Below are 18,281 nucleotides of genomic sequence, written 5' to 3' on the forward strand. Positions count from 1 at the left end.
TTATTTATTATAGATTATTTATCTTTCTAATATTTTAATAACATCTATTTTATTTATGTAAATTTATATAAATATAAGTATTATTAAAAATTAATATTTTTTGGCGCTCTAGGAAAAGGGATAACATCTCTGATATTTTTTATTCCTGTAACATATATCATTAATCTTTCAAAACCTAGTCCGAATCCTGAGTGAGGTACTGTTCCGTATCGTCTTAAATCACGATACCACCAATAATTTTCTTGTGTTAAATTGTTCTCTTGTAATCTTTGATCTAATGATGATAACCTTTCTTCTCTCTGTGAACCTCCAATTATTTCTCCAATTCCAGGTACTAAAATATCCATAGATGCTACAGTTTGGTTATCATCATTTAAACGCATGTAGAAAGCTTTGATATTTTTTGGATAATTTTTTACTATTACGGGAGATTTAAAATATTCTTCTGATAAATATTTTTCATGTTCAGAGAATAAATCTATTCCCCAATGTACTGGAATATTAAATTGTTTATTAGATATTTTTAATAATTTTATTGCCTCAGTATACTCTATACAGTTAAATTTAATATTAGTGAAATTTTCTAATCGGGTAATAATATTCTTATCTATTTTATCGATAAAATATTTTATATCATCGGAACGTTCTTTAAGGAGTATTACGATGATATCTTTAAGTAAAGATTCTGCTAAAACAATAATATCATCTAAAGTCATAAATGCTGCTTCTGGTTCTATCATCCAAAATTCTGATAAATGACGATTGGTATTGGAATATTCTGCTCTAAAAGTTGGACCAAAAGTGTATACTTTTGATAATGCACAAGCATAGGCTTCAGCATTTAATTGACCTGATACTGTTAAAAAAGCTTCTTTACCAAAGAAATTATGGGCGTCATAAGTATTCGTTTTTTCTTTTGAATTATATAAAACTTTCTGACTCTTTGAAGTAGAAACACAGAACATTTTTCCATTTCCTTCGGTATCGTATGCGGTAATTATAGGGGTAGGAACCCATATAAATCCTTGCTTGTGCATAAAGTTATGGATAGCCTGTGATAATGTGTGTCTGATGCGTGCAACGGCTCCAATTATATTGGTACGTGGTCTTAGATGAGAAACTTCACGTAGATACTTCATAGTGTGGTTTTTAGCTGTTATTGGGTAAGTGCCAGGGTTTTCTATCCATCCTAGTATTTTAATATTTTTTGCAATTACTTCAACACGTTGCTTCGTCCCAATGGATTCGGATACGATCCCATCAATTGTAACTGAGCAACCACTAGTCAAATGTAATATTTCGTTTTTATAATTATATAAATTATTGTATGCAATTATTTGTAGTGGGTCTATGCAAGAACCATCGTAGATATCAAGAAAGGAAATTTTAGCTTTAGAATCACGCCGGGTTCGAATCCAACCCTGTATAGTAACTTCAGTATTTTTTGATATATAACCGTACAATATATCTGCTACTGATACTACATTCATACTATAATCCTCCAAATTTTTTAAACTAATAATATTGCTGTGTTATTTATAATTTAAAATTAAAACACATATCGTTATATGTTTTAATTGATTAAAGATATTACGAGATATGATTTATATAATTTTTAAGATATATTTGTGTCTTCAGTATAAATAATTGTTAAAATTTAATTCAATATTCTGATATACTTTTACATACATCAGAATATTGTATTTTTTTTGAATAATCCAACTTTTAAGTCAGTTGCGGTATAAATTATTTTTCCATCACATAATACTTCACCATCAGCCATACCCATAGTTAGTTTTCTGTTAATAATTCTACGGAAATGAATAAGATAAGTAACTTTTTTAGATGTAGGCAAAATTTGACCAGTAAACTTAACTTCTTTTACCCCTAAAGCACGGCCTTTTCCCTCTCCTCCAAGCCACCCAAGGTAGAACCCTACTAACTGCCACATAGCATCTAACCCTAAACATCCCGGCATAACTGGGTCTTTTATGAAATGACAATTAAAAAACCACATATCTGATTGAATATCTAATTCTGCTTCTATAAATCCTTTATTATAATTTCCTCCATTTTTAGTCATTTTTATTACTCGATCCATCATAAGCATATTAGGAGCTGGCAGTGTAGGTCCATTTTTGCCAAATAGCTCACCTCTGCTAGAAGCTAATAGATCTTCCTTTGTATATGATTCACGCTTATTAATCATAGTATATCTCATTCTATGTATATATCTTCTTATATTAAAGATAATAAAATGTAACAATTGTTAAAATGTGGATACACCCTACGGTGAAAACAGTTATTTTATAATATATAGTTGTTTTATTAGATAATGAAAAATTTTTTACTAAAACAAAAATTTTAAATTATTATGGTTTAATGAAATTTGGAGTTTTACATAAATGTTTATAAATTAATTCTATTATATTTATTTTAGTCTAGAAATATTATTGTTTATTAAATATACAATCATTTATTTAAAAAGGTATAATTAAGTTTAATATATATTATGCGTAGAAAATATATCTATTAAATATAGAATATAATAAAATATATCATTATCAGTGATGATAATAGAATTCATTTATTATTTAACGTGATCATTATTTACTAAAATTTAATATAATAGTTAGTGGTTTAATATTTAAGGCGGTAATTAATATATATAAAATAAGGAGTTTATAATTTATAAAACTATAGGAATGATTAGTTAGATTATATATTTTAATTATAGTTAATCATTGTGCTATTTATTGAATTTAATACTGAGTAACAGATGGGATAGATATTACAAAATTAGAGTTTATTATGGTAAACCATTTGTAGTAGTATGCGGAACATATCGTGGAATAATTAATATGGTGTAGAATGATTATGTATGTATCTTAATAATATTCATTATTATATGTAGGTTATATAATGTATGAGCATTCAATTTCTTAGTCGGGGCGTTTGAAGTTGCAAACGAATGGATGCAGAAAGTTCATCTAAAGTGCTTTGCTCTGGGTGTATATGGGTATTTTCATATCCTAATTGAACTTCTGCTAAATAAGTGTGCATAGGTTTTCCGTTTTCATCTTCCATCACAACATGATACCATGGAGATTTACGTAAAGTGTCGTTTTTTGTAATTTCATCTAAAGTTGGTTTTTCAAGAGAATATTCTGGATCTATATCTATGACTACTCCCAAATATCCCAACAACTTATGTCGAACTTGTTGTCCGATTCCAAATTTACTAGTTATCATATAATCTCCTGTAAAATATTGTTTATCAGAGATAATAGATATGGGGCGATATAATAAAATCAAGGGTAAATTATTATTAAGTAGATTAAATATAAATAAAGAATTATTTTTGTTATTTAGTCTTAAATAAGTGTAATAGGTTTTATTTTAAATATTAAAATTTTTAAATAAAACAATTTATCCTAAATTCGACATAGTATTTGTTATACTATAAGCATTTAATGGGTTTAGGAAGACCTGAAATTTTTGCAATTTTTTGAGCTGCAGACCCTTTTGGAAATAATCGAATAAGAAATTGGCTATTTCCTTTTTCTTTACCATATTTAAGTGCTATAGCATTAATTAATATTCTGATTTTTGGTAACGCGTTGAATTCCATGTAGAATTTTCGTACGAAATATATAATTTCCCAATGTATTGTATTCAGTGTAATGCCTTCTAGTTTAGCTAAGTAAATAGCAATGTCTTCATTCCAGTCTTCGACATGTATCAAATAGCCTTGCTCATTAATGCTAGCATTTATTTGGCTGTATTTCACAAATTTCTCCTAAATTATTTAATTGTTATTATTGTTAAGTAATAATTCTCAGAAAATAAGTTAATATTTAAATTTAAATATGAATAGAATAAATATTCTTTATTAACATGTATATTTTAATATAGGTAAACTTTATGTAATTTTATCATTAAATATATCTTATATATTAAGTTTAATATATACTTAATATTACTTTTAAATCATGCAACTAAATGTGGTTCTATTATTTATAGGTATTATTTTTTAATATTCAGTATTAATTGAATATAAGACTAATGATTTTGATCATATACATTATATGCTATATAAAAGTATAGATGTTGTACTATTAAGGGTTTGATAGAACTAATTTTGTTATTTTAATTTTTTTGGAGGAGTGGCCGAGTGGCTTAAGGCGCCGGTCTTGAAAATCGGTAGTGAAAAACATTCTAGAGTTCGAATCTCTACTCCTCCGAAAGATTTTATTAATCATTATGTTCAACAAATATTTTATAAAATGATTGATGTAAAGATCATATTTTTATATTTGATTCTAATACCAATGATATTAGCTATGTATGCTACATCAATCATTTTATAGTAAGAATTAGAGCAAATTTTATAGTGAACTTAAGGGAGTCTATCAGAAGATACACGTTATGATATTAATTACCGCGATAGCGGTATATTTTATATATATATATATACTACGACTAAAGGTTATACAATCTAATCACGTACACATCACAGCATAAAGAAATGTTAAATATCTTATTGGGCCGTGTAGGATTTGAACCTACAACCAATTGATTAAGAGTCAACTGCTCTGCCATATTGAGCTAACGACCCGATTACTTTATACTATATGCTATATAGTAGCATACTAGAATTAAAATTCTAGTTTTGAGTATTGATCATTTTTAAAATTATAATAATGATTATTATGTAAAATAGTGATTTTTAGGCATTTTTAGATGATTTGATTTATTTGTGTTTTTACATAATATAATAGAAACTATGTGTATGGTAATAACTGCTGTAATAATATATTATATATTGTTTGAAATATAATATATTATTGTACGTATTTGATAGTAGCCAGTTTTAAAGGTTAATAATATTGTAATTACATTAAAATTAGTTATGATAAGCATTATGGATTTTATTAATATACCAACATATCTTACTTTATTTCGAGTTGTTGTGGCACCATTGTTTACAATGCTATTTTATTTACCCATGAGTTGGGCACCGATGGTATGCACTGTTACATTTTTTGTTGCAGCTATGACAGATTGGTTTGATGGATTTCTAGCTCGTCGTTGGAAACAAACTACTAGTTTTGGTAAATTTTTAGATCCAGTAGCAGATAAAGTGATGATAATTGCAGCACTTGTTTTAATAGCTGAGCATTTTCATGTGTGGTGGGTTACATTACCAGCTTCTAGTATAATTATTCGTGAAGTTATTATATTAGCATTGCGTGAATGGGTAGCGGGAATTGGTAGTAGTAGTAATGGAATTGAAGTGTCTTGGATTAGTAAAATTAAAACATGTATACAAATGTCAGCCTTAACCGCATTACTGTGGAGTCCTTATGAATGGATAGTGATTACAGGAGTTATCGCGTTATATATTTCGGTTTTATTAACGTTTTGGTCTATGTGTGCTTATTTATATTATGCGTGGCATAACTTATGTAGTTGTTGATTATATAATGTTATGATTTTGAGATATAAAATAACTAAATATTTGGTTTATCAGTATGTGATACATCAAATTATCATAAAGTTTATCAGTATATAAATGTATTAATTAATGTGTTAAATCGACTTATAATATGATTATATATCATATATTTGTTTTGTGTGTATTTTATGTAGCGCGTTGGCAGAGTGGTTATGCAGCGGATTGCAAATCCGTGTAGCTCGGTTCAATCCCGAGGCGCGCTTTTTATTTTTGAATAGCCCGGGTGGTGGAATTGGTAGACACAAGGGACTTAAAATCCCTCGGCTTTAGCTGTACGAGTTCGAGTCTCGTCCCGGGTAGTGTTTTAAAACAGTGAGTGTGTAATAAAAATTATTTGAATATTGAAAATAGTTTTATTACATAAACTAATCATTAGTTGTTGTTAATGTATCTTGATACGAGATGTTATATATAAATTTATAACATGGGTAATTATTGTGATTTTTGTTTATTTTTTAGCTTTTGATAAGTTTGCGTGTAATATTTATTGGTATACCGGAACGATTTTTTAATGCTTCATTAACTACTTCATAATCTACATTCGAATCATTAACTAATATAGATTGTATTTTTTTATTTAAGCGTGCTATCACTAATGTATTTAAATGATTTTCTTCTTTATTATCATGAGATAAAGGATTGTGTATTTCAAGATATTGCATACCGTTTGCTTCAACAGTGGTTTTTATAGGTTCATTAATGAATTGTACTCTAGTACCTACAGGTACTATTTTAAAAAGAAATTCAATATCTTTAGGACGTAATCTAATACAACCGCGAGTTACTCTGAGTCCAATTCCAAAGTTACTATTAGTTCCATGAATTGCATAGTTTTTACCTAAGTATAAAGCATACAGCCCCATTGGGTTATTAGATCCTGCTGGAAATATTGTAGGTAGCACTTCTCCACGCTTGATGTATTCATCACGCATATTCTTGGTAGGGATCCAAACTGGGTTTTTTTTTATATTTTATTGAAGTTATCCAGTAATATGGTGTTGCGTTTTTGATTGTTCCAATAGCAATTGGTAATATAACGACAGTATTGCTATTTTCAGGATAATAATATAATCGCATTTCAGCGCTATTAATAACGATACCTACATGGGGCGTATTTGGTAAAATTAATTGATGTGGGATTATTAATTTCTTTTCTGAATTTGGCAGATATACGTCAACATCTGGATTAGCTTCCAACATGTTGCTAATTCCTACTTGAAATTGTTCGGAAAAAAATTCGAGAGGGTGTATGTTATTTTTAGGCGTAAAAATTTCTATATTCTCTCCAATTAGTCTATTATTATTTTCAGGTAATGTATAAACAGTGGCATAAGCAAGATAATAACTCAATCCTATAAAGATAAATATTACATTATAAAAATATACTTTTATATTCATAAATATTTGTGTTACTTGTGGAAATCTATATTTCTAATTGTATTTAGTATGCGATAATATTTATTATCGTAAATTTATTTTTTAATAGTCTTCAAAAAAAGTTTAACATTAATGCACATTAAAATAATGTATTTTCATCATGTAATAAAATTATAGTCAATGCTAATAATATAAGCAATAATTTTATTTATTAATTCTTAAAATTATTTTTAATTGAATAAAAGCATTTTTGAAGATTATATTATGCTATTGATTTTTAGTGAATATGAGCGTTATTTTTGATATCTATTTTTGTTGCTTTTATTTTAATAATATATATATATAATTTCTGCAATTATCCGTTGATATTTAAAATAATTTTTATTTTTATATAGTTTTTTATTTTGTGAATTAATATAAAGAAGGTTCTCCAGGTGGACGGGTTTTAAATCTACGATGTAGCCACATATATTGATCAGGAGCTAATAGAATTACTTGTTCGACGACTTTATTAATATATTTGATCATGTCAATATTTGTTTCTATAGGTATTTCGTCTTGTTTGTTTGGTAAAATTAATAATTCATATCCGATAACATTAGGTAATCTACGTGCTACAAAAGGAACAATTGCAGGTTTAGCTATTTTTGTGAGTATATAGGTCCCGATTGTACTTGCAGCATTTGATACTGCGAATAAGGGAACAAATACACTATTTTTATATCCATAATCATGGTCCGGTGCATACCAAACAATTTCACCATTTTTTAAGGCTTTAATCATGCCTTTAATATTAGCGCGATCTAACATCATTTTATTAGATCTTAATCTCCCCTTAGTTTGTAGCCAATCTAATAACGGATTATTGTTGGGACGATAAACACCAATGCCTGGATTTATTATACCCAAAATTCGAGCCCCTAATTCTAAAGTAAAAAAATGCATTCCAATTAGTAATATACCTTTATTTTTTTGTTGTGCTTGTATTATATTTTTTAGTCCATTAATTTTAAACCAACGTTTAATTCTATGTTCTGACCAAAACCAAGCCATTCCAGTTTCGAATATTCCCATGCCTATTGATTCACAATTTTTGTTGAATAAATCTTTTTGCTCTTGATTTGGTAAATTAGGAAAACAGAGTTCTAAATTTCGGCGAATTATACGCATGCGATTTAGCATAAAATATTTTGTAATACGACCAATTCTAGTGCCAAGATAGTGTATTATAGGGTAGGGAAGCAGTACTAAAATATATAATGTTCCTATTCCTAACCAAATTAACCAAAATCGTGGGTGCAAAAAAGAATAATTAAAAACTGGAAGCTTCTTCATGTGCAATTAATTTTATCAAATGAATATATAAATGTATAAGTGTTATATTTATAAATAAATTGTGTTTACTACATTATCTAATAGAAATCTATATAATTTTTAGATATAAAAATTAGCTTTATAAATGTATTTATGTAAAAAAGCAATATTTGTGTTAATTAATCGTTTTTGTTAATTTGTGGTAATACTATCTGACTTATGTATATCATATAAGTTTATTTTATAAAAAATTAAAAATTAATCTTTTGAGATTTAAATGTTATTTAATCATATGAAAGATAATTAGATATAAATTAATTTTCAGAAGTTATTTCGCTATCATTTAATAGCATTATTGTATTTTTTAGGATCATTTTTAGCCTGCCGTTGTTGTAAGCGTTGTTTGAGATTTATACGAAAATGACGAGAAGAACGACGTAATCGACGAATAAATCGTGGATAACTATAGTTGTTTTTTTCTTTTTCTTGGTGATTTATTTTATTAGAATGTGTAATAACATGATGATCGACATATGGATAGTGTATCATAGTATTGTTAATAGTTTTAATATTTTCAATAAGGTTAGTATTTAGTTTAGTAGCCGTGGTTTTTTTTTCAAAAATATGGGAATGTAGTATATCATGTGTTTTATAATGGTTTATGTTTATAGGCGTTGATTCTCTGTTTGTTATTATATTCAAGGGAGATTTAAATTGATGTGTTTTTAACCATATCCAAGGTTCTAAATCGTTTATTTTTTTTAAGTTTTTATGTTCAATATCCTGTTTATGCCTTTTTTTACATTTTTGTTCAGATATTTTGTTTATTATTTTTTTAATGGATGATTCCTGATTAGGATAATCAGGACTAAATTTAGTTTTGTTGGTATTTTTAATAAATTTTGATAGAGATATCATATTGTCATTGTTTTTATCGAGGTAATTTTTTATTTTTTTATTATTACTTAAGTTAGTTGTATTTTGTATGTTATGGTTGTAATTTTTTTTATTATTGTTATTAATATATTTAGAATAAGAGTTTTGACGTAATTTATAATTATAATTTAAATTTTGGGATGGTTTTTTTTTATATATAGCTTTAATATATATCCAACTGATACATTTTTTTATTATTCTTAACAATTTTTGTTTTATATTATCGCTAATACATGAACAAATTTTTTTATTTAAATAATTTATAATATTATTAAGCCATGGAATTCTTTTTTCTGATTTAGATTGCAGCGTATAATTTTTATAACGGAAAATTTTATTGCAAGCAGATGTTAAATTTGGAACGATATCTGTTTTTAGTTGTGGTTTTTCTGAATTATAAGTGTAAATTGAAGACGCTGTTTCTCCTGATGATTGAATTGTTTCGTGATTTTGGTTTGTTGCTAATAAATAACTTGGTTTATTATTTATTTCTCCTTTGCGTATACGTCGTACCTCATAATTTGGAGTTTTCATGTGTTCATAAGGAACTATAATAGCTCGTACTCCTTTTTGTCGTTGTTCTATATCGCTAATAGCTTTTCGCTTCTCATTAAGCAAATACGAGGCGATAACTACCGGAACGATAGCGTGTACTTCATAGGTATTGTTTTTTAGCGCTTCTTCTTCAATTAAACGTAAAATGGATAAGGATAAAGATTCATTATCACGAATACTACCTGTGCCACTACAACGTGGGCAAATATAATGACTTGATTCTCCTAATGATGTGCTTAGTCGTTGTCTAGATAATTCTAATAAACCAAATTTAGAAATACGTCCTATCTGAATGCGAGCACGATCCTGATGTACTGCTATTTTTAAGTTATTTTCAATTTCCCGTTGATGTTGAATTGAGATCATATCTATAAAATCTATAACAATTAAGCCAGCTACATCACGAAGACGTAACTGACGTGCTATTTCATCAGTTGCTTCTAAATTAGTATTAAAAGCTGTATCTTCAATATCTAATCCTTTAGTAGAACGCGAAGAATTAATATCGATTGCTGTTAAAGCTTCAGTGGTATCAATAACAATTGATCCTCCAGACAACAACCGTACTTCACGCTGGAATGCTGATTCTATTTGAGATTCTATTTGATAATGACTAAATAAAGGAATATCTCCGTTATATGATTTTATTTTTTTAGCGAAGTCTGAACGACCTAAAGAAATTAGGTGTTCTTTGGCTACATTTAAAATTTTAGGATTATCAATTAAAATTTCTCCTATGTCTGGCCGTAAATAATCTCGAAATGCACGTACGATAACGTTACTGTCTTGATGAATTAAAAAAGGAGCTAGTTGATTAGCTGCAGTATCTTGAATAGTTTCCCAATGCTGTAAGAGAGAAGTTAAATCCCATTCTAATGCTTCAATAGATTTTCCTACTCCAGCAGTACGAATAATTAAACTCATTCCTTCAGGTAAATTTAAAGTAGATAAAGTTTCTTTTAATTCTACACGATCATTACCTTCAATGCGTCTTGAGATTCCGCCAGATTTAGGACTATTTGGCATAAGCACTAAGTAACTTCCTGCTAAACTAATAAAAGTAGTTAGTGCAGCGCCTTTATTTCCTCTTTCTTCTTTGTCTACTTGTACAAGCAGTTCTTGTCCTTCGTATAAAATTTCTTTAATATTAAACTTATTATAAGAAGATGATGAATAAAGAAAATACTCACGAGTAATTTCTCTTATCGGAAGAAATCCGTGTCGTTCAGCTCCATAATCCACAAATACTGCTTCTAAACTCGGTTCTATACGAATAATTTTACCTTTATAAATATTTGCTTTTTTTTGTTCATGACCTATTGTTTCAATATCTAGGTCGTATAATCGCTGTCCATCTACTAATGCTACTCGTAATTCTTCTTGTTGAGTAGCGTTAATTAACATTCTTTTCATTATAATTTTTACTCAATGTTGATATATTGAAATGTAGATATTTTAATTTAAATATTTAATAGTTTTCAGTATTATTGTAAATTTGATATTCAATAGGTTTGCAGTGATAACTTAAATATATAATTATTTTATTTATAAGGTCTTTGGTATTATGAATAACTATGTATTTATGCAAACTATAATATTAGTTATTGATAGATTATTACATTTACATAACATTATTTATGATGATGTTTATCATGTGTAATTTCTGTAATATGTTATTTATAAGTAATTGTATTATAATTATACGAGTCAATAGCTATGTTTGATAACAAATTAAAAAATAATAATTTATATATATATGTAAAAGTATAGTTAAATATTTAAAAATTATTAATTTTTTAAATATTTAACTATACTAGTTTTGTTTATTTATTATTTAGTTTAGCCTGTTTTAGTTGGCTATAATTGTTATTTCTTCTATTTTGTTATTATATTCAAACAATTACGTAATTACCATGGTTTCTTATGAAAGAACATGATATTCATACGCATTTTATTATAATTTCTTCAAATTTTTCTGGTCAAAGAATTGATAATTTTTTGAATACTTATTTTAAAGTAGTCCCTAAATCTATGATTTATAGGATTATACGAACTGGCGCAGTACGTATTAATAAAAAAAGAATTAAATTTCAATATAAATTAAAAATAGGAGATGTATTACGAATTCCTCCAGTAAGAAGGATACATTCAAATGGATTTGATATAAAATATATGAAAGAAATTGAATTCTTACAAAATATCATAATTTATGAAGATGATTATTTATTAGCACTTAACAAGCCAACTGGCATTGCTGTGCATGGAGGAAGTGGGCTTAAGTTTGGTATAATTGAGGGATTACGAGCATTACGTCCTAAGGATCAGTTTTTAGAATTAGTTCATCGTTTAGATCGAGAAACTTCTGGTGTATTATTAGTGGCTAAAACCCGCACTTCTTTGGTATTTTTACATGAACAGTTACGTGTAAAAAATATGAAGAAAGAATATTTAGCTTTGGTACATGGAAAGTGGGATATAAACGTAAAGATAATATCTGAGCCGTTGTTTAAAAAATCTATTTTATTGGACAATAAGATTGTTTATAGAAGTTCAGAAAAAGGAAAATTATCTACGACTCATTTTAAAATTAAAGAACAATTTGAAGGAATAGCAACGTTGCTGGTAATTAAACCTATTACCGGACGTACACATCAAATTAGAAAACATACTAAATATTCGAATCATCCTATTGTAGGAGATAGTGTGTATGGTGATTATAAATCTAATATTCAATTTAAACAATTTGGATTTAATCGATTATTTTTACACGCTTCTATGTTGTGTTTTACGCATCCAAATACAAGGGAAAATTTCTATGTATATGCGCCATTAGACCAACTATTTTACAATTGCTTATTTTTTTTGAGAAAATTAATTACAACTAGATCTAATTGTTCGTTAGAAAGTATTGTAAAAAATATAAACAATAATTAATAATTAAAAAATTGTGTATTATTGACTTGATGAAATAAGTTATGCACATCATAAAATTAAAAGGAAAATATCGTTATTTTTGCTATTTTATATTTTGACGTGATTAATCTTATATTAAGAAATAATATGTATTATATATTATTTCTTAAATAATTTTAAGATTATTGTTATATCATAAAAAATATAATTAACAAAGATATTGAATTAATTACATAGTTTATAACAGGGCAAATTTTAATATTATTAAATAATAGGTTTTATATTAATTATATAATCAGTTGTTTTGTAAGTTAATATTATTTAAACAATGTTTAGATGACTTTATCTTAAAAAATAAAAGTTAACTGATTATTTGAATAGATTGTGAATAATATATGTGTTTAATGGTTTTAATTATAAATTACTATAAATAAAAATTTATATATATATATATATATATATTCAGGATATAGCTATGTAATCCTATATATAGGATGAAGTTTATCTAGACAGTTGAGTTTTATTAGATATATTATTTAATTTTGTTATTAAGGTGATATATTAATATGATTAATAGTACTAAGGCGTGGTATTGATGCTGATTTTTAGCTCTGGATTCTTACTGTGAGAAGCCTAGTAAGTTTATAAAATTAAGACAGAAATAATACATCATTATGATAATGTTAATAGTATAATGACAAGTTATGATTTATATATAACTTATATATGTATATGTGATAATTCTATCACTTTTATTTAATTTAAATAAAAGTGATAGAATTTCTTGTGATTGCATAAAAAGTAATATAGATAGGTTAATATTTGTGGACTGATTAAATATCAAATAAAGTATATTTATAGTAAAAATGTTTTATAGAGTAAAAATTAGAAAAATATTATTAATTTGAAAAATATATTATATTTAATTAAATAAACGTGTACTTTAATTGTTTGGTCGATTTAATTAATATTATACTAGTCATTTAGATAACAAAATAATATTAAAATAAAAGGAGAGTGTAATATGGCTGTACAGCAAAATAAATCTACTCGTTCTACAAGAGGAATGCGTCGTTCTCATAATGCATTGTGTCCAGCTACTATATCAGTAGATCGAATATCTGGAGAAATACATCGACGCCATTATATTACTTTTAATGGATTTTATCGCGGAAAAAAAATGATTGAGAAGTGATTTTTGAACAATGATATACAGCCGCAAAATGTAGTTCTTGCATTAGATGCAATGGGTGGTGATTTTGGTCCTGTTGTGACGGTACCTGCTTCATTACAAGCATTGTCTTTATATCCAAAACTTGAAGTATTGCTTGTTGGAAATCCTGATGTAATCTTGCCCATTTTATCAGCATCAAGGTCTGCATGTGTTGAGAGATTAACTGTTATTCCAGCAAAATTGGTAATAGGTGGAGATGTTAGGCCTGCTCAGGCAATTAGAGTAAGTAAAGATACTTCGATGCGTGTAGCTTTAGAACTTATTAAGTCAGGTCGTGCTCAGGCTTGCGTGAGTGCAGGTAACACAGGAGCGCTTATGGGTTTATCTAAATTAGTTCTTAAGTCTATCAATGGCATTGAACGTCCTGCTTTAACAACATTACTGCCCCACCAAAAACAAGGAAAAACCGTTATTTTAGATTTAGGTGCTAATATTTCATGTGATGGTGAAATGTTAGTACAATTTGCAATTATGGGTTCGGTGTTATCAGAACAAATTTTGGGCGTGAGTAATCCAAGAGTAGCGTTATTAAATATTGGATCAGAAGAAACTAAAGGATTAGACAATATTCGTCATGCTTCAGAGATATTACACACCATTTCATCAATTCATTATGTTGGTTATATCGAAGCAAATGATTTATTAATAGGCAAAACAGATGTTTTAGTTTGTGATGGCTTTGTTGGTAATATTACTTTAAAGACTATGGAAGGAGTTATAAGAGTTATTTTATCAACATTGCAACCATCAGACAAGGAAAATAATTTGAATTGGTTTATGCAAAGTATTACTTTTTGGATAAGTAAATATCTGTTTAATAAATTTAGTCAATTTCATCCTGATCGGTATAATGGTGCTTATTTGATAGGCTTACGTAATACGGTAATAAAAAGCCACGGTGCGGCTAATCAACGTGCATTTACTGCTGCTATTGCGCAAGCAATTCATGCTGTAGAACGAAAAATTCCAGAAAGGATCTTTGCTCGATTAAGTACAGTATTATCTAAAAAATAATAATTAAATATACATGTTTACTAGAATCCTTGGAACAGGGAGTTATTTACCTCAACACATTAGATCTAACGTTGTTTTAGAAAAAATGGTAGATACATCGCATGAATGGATTGTTGCTCGTACTGGCATTCAAGAACGTCGTATTTCTAGTTCTGACGAAACTGTAGCTAAAATGGGTTATTTTGCTGCTAAACGAGCTTTAGATATGTCTTGCATACATGCTGATAAGATAGGTATTATTATTGTCGCGACCACTTCTTCTAGTCATGCATTTCCTAGTTCAGCATGTCAAATTCAACGCGATTTACATATACGAGATACTATTGCTTTTGATTTGTCAGCGGCTTGCTCTGGATTTGTTTATGCGCTAGGCGTAGCAGATCAATATATTAAAAGTGGAAGTGTGGATTATGCTTTAGTTATAGGATCAGACACTTTAAGTCACACTTTAGATCCTAGAGATCGTGGGACATTAATTTTATTTGGTGATGGAGCAGGTGCAGTAATACTTGGTCGCTCCAAAACACCAGGCATTATTTCTACTCATTTACACGCAGATGGATATCATGGAGATTTATTAACTCTTCCCAATTATAATAGAAAGAATCCGACTATATCTAATTATTTAACAATGTCTGGAAATAAAGTATTTAAAATAGCTGTTTCTGTTTTAGCACGTGTTATTGATGAAACTCTTAATATTAATAATTTACATCAAGATGAGTTAGATTGGTTAGTGCCTCATCAGGCTAATTTACGAATTATTTCTGCTACTGCTAAACGATTAGATATGGATATGAAAAAAGTAGTAGTTACACTTGATAGACATGGAAATACATCTGCAGCTTCTGTTCCCTTAGCTTTGGATGAAGCTGTTCGTGATGGTCGTATTAAATCAGGCCAATTAGTATTATTAGAAGCGTTTGGAGCTGGGTTTACTTGGGGTTCGGCGTTATTACGATTTTAATACAAGAGAGAAATATTATGAATAAATTATTAGCTATAGTATTTCCAGGACAAGCGAGTCAAAGGGTAGGAATGTTAAAAACTATGGCAGCTCATTACTCGTTAGTAGAAGAGACTTTTTCTGAAGTATCAGAAGTTTTAGGTTATGATATATGGAAATTAGTACAGTATGGACCTTTTACAGAACTAAATAAAACTTATCGAGCACAACCAGCTATTCTAACAGCTTCAGTAGCTGTTTGGAGAATATGGAAACAACAGGGAGGTTGTATGCCAAAATTAATGGCAGGTCATAGTTTAGGGGAGTATTCTGCTTTAGTATGTGCGGGAGGCATGGATTTATGTTCTGGAGTTAGATTAGTAATGATACGTGGTATGTTGATGCAAGAAGTGGTCCCGCATGGACGGGGAGCCATGTCTGTAATTATTGGCTTACATGATGATGTTGTTTTTGAGTTTTGCAAAGCAGCACAACAAGATCAAATTGTCTCTCTTGCTGGTTTTAATGCCCCTGGTCATGTAGTTATTTCTGGGCATAAAGAAGCAGTGGATCGTGTTAATTTATTTTGTAAAAATGCAGGAGCGAAACATATATTTTCACTTCCGATTAGTGTCCCAGCACATTGTGCATTAATGAAACCAATGGCTAAAAAGTTCAGAAAAGAATTAGAAAAAATAACTATATATACTCCTAGTATACCGGTGTTAAATAGCACTGATGTATGTATTGAGCAGGAACCAAGAGCTATTCGTAGAGCATTAATACGACAATTATATACTCCAGTGCGTTGGCGTGAGGTCATGCAATATTGTATACATCGAAAAATTAAAAAATTTTTAGAAATGGGCCCTGGAAAAATATTAACTGGACTGATACGTAGTACTGTTAATAATGAGTTTAGTTTGTCAGTAAATGATCCGGTTTCTTTGTCAGAAGCAATGAAAATTAATTGGAATTAATATGTTTGTATAGGAGTACATGTAAGATGACTTTTAATGAAAAAATTGTCTTAGTAACTGGTGCTCGTCGTGGTATTGGTCGCATTATTATTGAAATGTTTGCAAAATATGGAGCTACTGTAATAGGTACTGCAACTAGTGAGTTGGGTGTTAAAGATATTAACACGTATTTAGGGAGTAAGGGGAAAGGGATGGAATTAGATGTTACTGATAAATATTCTATTGATATTTTTGCGAAAAAGATGCACCAAGAATTTGGAAATGTTGATATTTTAGTAAATAATGCTGGTATCGTTCAGGATAATATTTTGTTACATATGAGAGATAATGAATGGCAATCTGTTATTGATGTAAATTTGACTGCTGTATATCGTATGTCTAAATTGGTAATAAAATCGATGATAAAAAAACGTTATGGTAGAATCATCAACATTGGTTCCGTAGTAGGTATTATGGGTAATGCCGGACAAGTAAATTATTCAGCTGCTAAGTCTGGATTAATTGGATTTACAAAATCTTTAGCTCGTGAAGTTGCTTCTAGAGGTATTACAGTTAACTTGATATCACCAGGATTTATTTGTACAGATATGGTGAAAAAATTCACTGATAAACAGAAAAATGATATTTTGTCGAAAATACCAATTAATCGTTTTGGAGAGCCTAAAGATGTGGCTTATGCTGTAATGTTTTTTGCTTCTGATTATTCAGAGTATATTACTGGACAAACAATACATGTTAATGGAGGGATGTATATGGGATAATTAGTGTTATGTGATGTATTTATTAAAAATTTAAGAGAGAAAGTATAATTTTTAAATTGCTATAAGTGGTACGATGTTTTTTATATTTTTTGAGAACTATCGTATAAGCACAATTTGATAGGAAAATGAAGAGTATGAATACTATAGAAGAAAAAGTAAAAACAATTATTGCTGAACAATTGGGGGTTAAAAAAGAAGAGGTCGTGAATCATGCTTCATTTGTTGATGATCTTGGAGCTGATTCTCTTGATACTGTTGAATTGGTTATGGCATTAGAGGAAGAATTTGACACTGAAATTCCAGACGAAGAGGCTGAAAAAATTACAACTGTTCAAGCAGCAATAGACTTTATTAGTAATAGTCATCAAAAATAAAATGATTAACTATAAGGTATGATATTTTACTTACGTTAGTGCATAAGTATTTTTTAGTAAATTATATTGATAACTATAAGAGGAATTAAATTTAATTTCGGATAAATTATTATTAATGTATCCACGAATTGACTATATGAGTTATTAGTTTTATCTATGTTAAAATTAATTGTATACATAATAAAGTTTTAATAATATAAAAATTATTTTTAGTAAATTGATAGATTGTTTATATAAATAAGGTGATTACAATATAATATTTGATATTAATAACATATGAGAATTAAGAGATAGTGATTTAAAAAATTGGTACTATTGATAATATTGTTAATATTGATGTTAATTTTTAATTATAAGAC

14 protein-coding genes, 4 tRNA genes and 1 pseudogene are annotated in these 18,281 nt (G+C 28.2%); 11 read left to right on the forward strand and 8 right to left on the reverse strand.

The window, feature by feature from the left end; genetic code table 11:
• Positions 1–83 precede the first annotated feature (83 nt).
• The 4 genes from asnS to VOI34_RS01725 all read right to left on the reverse strand — a co-directional run bounded on the left by asnS (position 84) and on the right by VOI34_RS01725 (position 3,790).
• Positions 84–1,490, reverse strand: coding sequence for an asparagine--tRNA ligase (gene asnS / locus VOI34_RS01710; RefSeq protein ID WP_331828160.1), 1,407 nt, complete (start codon positions 1,488–1,490; stop codon positions 84–86).
• Between the two features lie 200 nt (positions 1,491–1,690).
• Positions 1,691–2,209 (reverse strand): bifunctional 3-hydroxydecanoyl-ACP dehydratase/trans-2-decenoyl-ACP isomerase, encoded by a 519-nt coding sequence (gene fabA / locus VOI34_RS01715; RefSeq protein WP_331828161.1) that lies wholly within the window; start codon positions 2,207–2,209, stop codon positions 1,691–1,693.
• A 725-nt stretch (positions 2,210–2,934) separates the two neighbouring features.
• Positions 2,935–3,252, reverse strand: a complete 318-nt coding sequence (hspQ, locus tag VOI34_RS01720) for a heat shock protein HspQ (protein ID WP_331828162.1) — start codon at positions 3,250–3,252, stop codon at positions 2,935–2,937.
• 208 nt (positions 3,253–3,460) lie between these two features.
• A complete protein-coding gene (locus VOI34_RS01725; protein ID WP_331828163.1) occupies positions 3,461–3,790 on the reverse strand; it encodes a TusE/DsrC/DsvC family sulfur relay protein in 330 nt (109 codons plus the stop codon).
• 370 nt (positions 3,791–4,160) lie between these two features.
• On the opposite strand from VOI34_RS01725, the gene VOI34_RS01730 reads away from it, so the two are divergent.
• Positions 4,161–4,244: transfer RNA gene (locus tag VOI34_RS01730), tRNA-Ser, on the forward strand.
• A 300-nt stretch (positions 4,245–4,544) separates the two neighbouring features.
• Here VOI34_RS01730 and VOI34_RS01735 read toward each other — a convergent pair.
• A tRNA-Lys gene (locus VOI34_RS01735) sits at positions 4,545–4,618 on the reverse strand.
• A gap of 306 nt (positions 4,619–4,924) precedes the next feature.
• Here VOI34_RS01735 and pgsA point away from each other — a divergent pair.
• The 3 genes from pgsA to VOI34_RS01750 all read left to right on the forward strand — a co-directional run bounded on the left by pgsA (position 4,925) and on the right by VOI34_RS01750 (position 5,817).
• Positions 4,925–5,479 (forward strand): CDP-diacylglycerol--glycerol-3-phosphate 3-phosphatidyltransferase, encoded by a 555-nt coding sequence (gene pgsA / locus VOI34_RS01740; RefSeq protein WP_331828723.1) that lies wholly within the window; start codon positions 4,925–4,927, stop codon positions 5,477–5,479.
• 171 nt (positions 5,480–5,650) lie between these two features.
• Positions 5,651–5,721, forward strand: a tRNA-Cys gene (locus VOI34_RS01745).
• Positions 5,722–5,735: 14 nt separating this feature from the next.
• Positions 5,736–5,817, forward strand: a tRNA-Leu gene (locus VOI34_RS01750).
• Between the two features lie 156 nt (positions 5,818–5,973).
• On the opposite strand, the pseudogene VOI34_RS03315 reads toward VOI34_RS01750, so the two are convergent.
• The 3 genes and pseudogenes from VOI34_RS03315 to rne form a co-directional block, all read right to left on the reverse strand.
• Positions 5,974–6,916 (reverse strand): annotated as a pseudogene (locus tag VOI34_RS03315) (L,D-transpeptidase family protein).
• 390 nt (positions 6,917–7,306) lie between these two features.
• Positions 7,307–8,230, reverse strand: a complete 924-nt coding sequence (gene lpxL / locus VOI34_RS01765; protein WP_331828166.1) for an LpxL/LpxP family Kdo(2)-lipid IV(A) lauroyl/palmitoleoyl acyltransferase — start codon at positions 8,228–8,230, stop codon at positions 7,307–7,309.
• Positions 8,231–8,548: 318 nt separating this feature from the next.
• Positions 8,549–11,113 carry a ribonuclease E gene (rne, locus tag VOI34_RS01770; RefSeq protein ID WP_331828167.1) on the reverse strand — a complete coding sequence of 855 codons (2,565 nt, stop codon included), beginning with the start codon at positions 11,111–11,113 and terminating at the stop codon, positions 8,549–8,551.
• A 510-nt stretch (positions 11,114–11,623) separates the two neighbouring features.
• Here rne and rluC point away from each other — a divergent pair.
• The 7 genes from rluC (at position 11,624) to acpP (ending at position 17,922) form a co-directional block, all read left to right on the forward strand.
• Positions 11,624–12,634, forward strand: a complete 1,011-nt coding sequence (rluC, locus tag VOI34_RS01775) for a 23S rRNA pseudouridine(955/2504/2580) synthase RluC (protein WP_331828168.1) — start codon at positions 11,624–11,626, stop codon at positions 12,632–12,634.
• Between the two features lie 1,003 nt (positions 12,635–13,637).
• Entirely contained in the window at positions 13,638–13,808 is a 171-nt protein-coding gene (gene rpmF / locus VOI34_RS01780; protein WP_331828169.1) for a 50S ribosomal protein L32, read from the forward strand.
• A gap of 51 nt (positions 13,809–13,859) precedes the next feature.
• Positions 13,860–14,861, forward strand: coding sequence for a phosphate acyltransferase PlsX (gene plsX, locus VOI34_RS01785; protein ID WP_443092753.1), 1,002 nt, complete (start codon positions 13,860–13,862; stop codon positions 14,859–14,861).
• A gap of 13 nt (positions 14,862–14,874) precedes the next feature.
• The gene (locus VOI34_RS01790; RefSeq protein ID WP_331828171.1) at positions 14,875–15,828 is read left to right on the forward strand and encodes a beta-ketoacyl-ACP synthase III; all 954 of its coding nucleotides are present in this window, start codon (positions 14,875–14,877) and stop codon (positions 15,826–15,828) included.
• A 17-nt stretch (positions 15,829–15,845) separates the two neighbouring features.
• Positions 15,846–16,787, forward strand: a complete 942-nt coding sequence (gene fabD, locus VOI34_RS01795) for an ACP S-malonyltransferase (RefSeq protein WP_331828172.1) — start codon at positions 15,846–15,848, stop codon at positions 16,785–16,787.
• 26 nt (positions 16,788–16,813) lie between these two features.
• The gene (gene fabG / locus VOI34_RS01800; RefSeq protein ID WP_331828173.1) at positions 16,814–17,548 is read left to right on the forward strand and encodes a 3-oxoacyl-ACP reductase FabG; all 735 of its coding nucleotides are present in this window, start codon (positions 16,814–16,816) and stop codon (positions 17,546–17,548) included.
• A 134-nt stretch (positions 17,549–17,682) separates the two neighbouring features.
• A complete protein-coding gene (acpP, locus tag VOI34_RS01805; protein WP_331828174.1) occupies positions 17,683–17,922 on the forward strand; it encodes an acyl carrier protein in 240 nt (79 codons plus the stop codon).
• Positions 17,923–18,281: the final 359 nt, after the last annotated feature.

Source organism: Candidatus Blochmannia sp. SNP, assembly GCF_036549215.1.
In the GTDB taxonomy this organism is placed as follows: domain Bacteria; phylum Pseudomonadota; class Gammaproteobacteria; order Enterobacterales; family Enterobacteriaceae; genus Blochmanniella.